This is a genomic window from Aneurinibacillus tyrosinisolvens, assembly GCF_001015055.1.
Taxonomy (GTDB): Bacteria; Bacillota; Bacilli; order Aneurinibacillales; family Aneurinibacillaceae; genus Aneurinibacillus_A; species Aneurinibacillus_A tyrosinisolvens.
The window spans coordinates 1-2,762 of the sequence record NZ_BBWZ01000097.1; the positions used below are offsets into that span (position 1 = coordinate 1).

Here is a 2,762-nt window from a genome sequence, read left to right on the forward strand (position 1 = left end):
CCGCTAACATCCTGTTAGTGTCTTCTGATTCAGTTTTGAAGGTGTAAGTAACCTTCTCAATTCCGCAGTAGCTCAGTCGGTAGAGCAATCGGCTGTTAACCGATCGGTCGCTGGTTCGAGTCCGGCCTGCGGAGCCATTACAATTTAAAACGGGCCTATAGCTCAGGGGATAGAGCACTGGTTTCCGGTACCAGGTGCCCAGGTTCGAATCCTGGTAGGCTCGCCATATGCGGTCGTGGTGGAATTGGCAGACACGCTATCTTGAGGGGGTAGTGATCCTAGATCGTGCGAGTTCGAGTCTCGCCGACCGCACCATAATAGTACATACGTAAACGCTAGGAATTTTTCCTAGCGTTTTTTAGCATATTGGTAAAGAAAATATCTACCTGTTGACAACTTCTTATTAATAACCTTAGACTATTTATAAATATTATAATGTAATAGTAATTATCTTAAGTGGAAAAGAGGTGCATGACAAATGTCCGCAGATCTTTTTGAAGTAGCGCTTTTTAAATTAAAGGATGCAGGGGTGCGGATGACACCTCAACGTCATGCGATTTTAGCATATTTATTAGATACGATGTCTCATCCAACCGTTGATGAAATTTACAAGTCACTCGAAGGCAAATTCCCTAATATGAGTGTCGCCACAATTTATAACAACCTGCGTGTGTTTAAAGAAACGGGTCTTGTGCGTGAGTTGACATATGGAGATGCTTCAAGCCGATTTGATGCAAATATTGAAGAACACTACCACGCTGTTTGTGTAAAATGTAATAAGGTAGAGGATTTTTACCACTTTCCTTTGCATGAACTTGAAAGTGAAGCTGCGTCTAGTACTGGATTCAAAGTTCATTCCCATCGTTTAGAGGTTTATGGAACATGCCAGGAGTGCCAGATAGAACCATAAGTCTAATTCTCTTTCAGTGGGCTTTCTCGCTTGTTAGTGGGCAGGCTTTCTATTTTGTTTATTTTAATAACTCAAAAGACACAAAAAGCCTGCCTAACGGATTAAAATTATGTTAGGCAGGCTTTTTAAAATAAATTTTTGTCTAAGTTTGAGGGGCGTCTTTTGGATCTAAAGAAAGCTGTTGTTTACAAAACATACACTCGTCTTTCACACCGACTATCTTAGTAATCCGGCTGCAATTTGGACAATAGACTTGTACTGCTTTGGTTGATACCATGCCGAGCCACATATACATTACTGAACTTCCAATAACACAAAAGAAGCCTAACACTAAGAAAATAGCCATGACAACCATATTATGTGCCAATAGAGCACCCAGATAGCCTGCAAAGCCGGCAAATCCTATGTACATAACAGCAAAGCCAATAAAAACAAGTCCGAACGCGAGAGTACGCAGTTTATTTAACTTCCCCGAGAATAACATACGTAACATTCCCTTCTAGAAAAATCAGGTACTGGTAGTATACCACGTATGTAAAAAAAAAGCCTCCCCATATGCAACGGGGAGGTAAGAAGGATATAGTTAGTACCTCAGGAAGAGTAAAAGAAATGTACATTTTTATAATATATGAGCGTTTGCACTATGTCAATAGTAGAAGGTGATTTGATGGACGATGTCGAAAAGGAAAACAGGTAAGTTTTATGAATTCAATCCATGGCGGGCGCCTATTTTAAAAAAGTGCCTCCAAATCCTCTTACTTTAAAAGGTGGTTTGTTAATGAGCCGTATTTCTAGCGACCTCATTCGATATGTGCTTGATGAGCGTTCTGCTGAAGCCGTTATTCGTGTTACCACATTTGATATGTATGAGTCGATTACTGATGGCTTTGCCGAGTTGTATATTATTGTTATCGAAAAGCTGTGTAAACAGGTAGAGGTAAAAAACTTTGTAATAAATAGCAAAGATGTGCAGGTAAGATGGATTGATAAACAATATTTCAACCATATTATGGAGAACAGATTTCACCGGAGGTTAATTCAATGGGTGCTGCAGGGTGAAATCATATCCGACCATAACGGATACATACAGGCAATAAAATCCAAGTTTTATACATATCCATCAGTGCTTCAACAGCGTACAATTTGTATTGAGTTTACCCACTTTTTGCGAAGATACCTTGAAGCGAAAGAATATTTAAACACTGGACACTTATTAGATTCTTATAACAGCATGCTGCGTGCTCTGCACCATTGGGCGCGTCTAACGATAATAAAAGCTGGCGAAGTGCCTGAAACAATTGTTTGGCAGCAAGTTTTAAAAATTGATTATGCCGTTTATAAGCTATACGAAGAACTTATAACAGCGAGCGACTCACTGGAGAAAAGAGTTGAATTGCTGTTGCTTGCTTGTGAATTCTCCGTAATTTCAGAGATGGCCCAATCAAGTGAATTTCTTTTTAGCATTATGCAAAAGCGGCAGGGAGCATGGTCAGTTGATGAACTTCTTCATCATCCGGATTTTCAAGGTGTGAAGTTCAATTTGATTTTACTTCTTGAGAAGCTTGTAGAACGCTCCTTAATCGAGGCGATACAGGTAAGGACAGAATACGGTATAGAAAAAATGTATATGTGCGAACCAACATAATATAGAGGGAGAAAACGAGTTGAATCGCAGCATATAAGTTTTTGCAAATTTTCTTGTTGACTTCCATGCTAAACACATGATATATTATTACTTGTCGCCGTGAGAAGGCGATAAAGACTCGACTCAAACAAATAAGAGATAGCATTGTTTTACCAAAAAAAACTTATTGCAATCTGTTTGGATGTTTGATAAGATATATAAGTCGCC

3 protein-coding genes and 3 tRNA genes are annotated in these 2,762 nt (G+C 39.2%); 5 read left to right on the forward strand and 1 reads right to left on the reverse strand.

Annotation, left to right across the window (positions count from 1 at the left end; translation table 11 throughout):
- Positions 1–61 precede the first annotated feature (61 nt).
- From MBEAL2_RS28410 to perR, 4 genes are all read left to right on the forward strand, one after another.
- A tRNA-Asn gene (locus tag MBEAL2_RS28410) sits at positions 62–137 on the forward strand.
- 14 nt (positions 138–151) lie between these two features.
- Positions 152–226 (forward strand) — tRNA-Arg (locus MBEAL2_RS28415).
- 3 nt (positions 227–229) lie between these two features.
- Positions 230–315: transfer RNA gene (locus tag MBEAL2_RS28420), tRNA-Leu, on the forward strand.
- 163 nt (positions 316–478) lie between these two features.
- Entirely contained in the window at positions 479–910 is a 432-nt protein-coding gene (gene perR, locus MBEAL2_RS28425) for a peroxide-responsive transcriptional repressor PerR (RefSeq protein WP_047155535.1), read from the forward strand.
- A 142-nt stretch (positions 911–1,052) separates the two neighbouring features.
- On the opposite strand, the gene MBEAL2_RS28430 is transcribed toward perR, so the two are convergent.
- Positions 1,053–1,394, reverse strand: coding sequence for a DUF2614 family zinc ribbon-containing protein (locus MBEAL2_RS28430; protein ID WP_047155536.1), 342 nt, complete (start codon positions 1,392–1,394; stop codon positions 1,053–1,055).
- Between the two features lie 294 nt (positions 1,395–1,688).
- On the opposite strand from MBEAL2_RS28430, the gene MBEAL2_RS28435 reads away from it, so the two are divergent.
- Positions 1,689–2,555 carry a nucleotidyltransferase-like protein gene (locus MBEAL2_RS28435; protein WP_047155537.1) on the forward strand — a complete coding sequence of 289 codons (867 nt, stop codon included), beginning with the start codon at positions 1,689–1,691 and terminating at the stop codon, positions 2,553–2,555.
- The last annotated feature ends 207 nt before the right edge of the window (positions 2,556–2,762 follow it).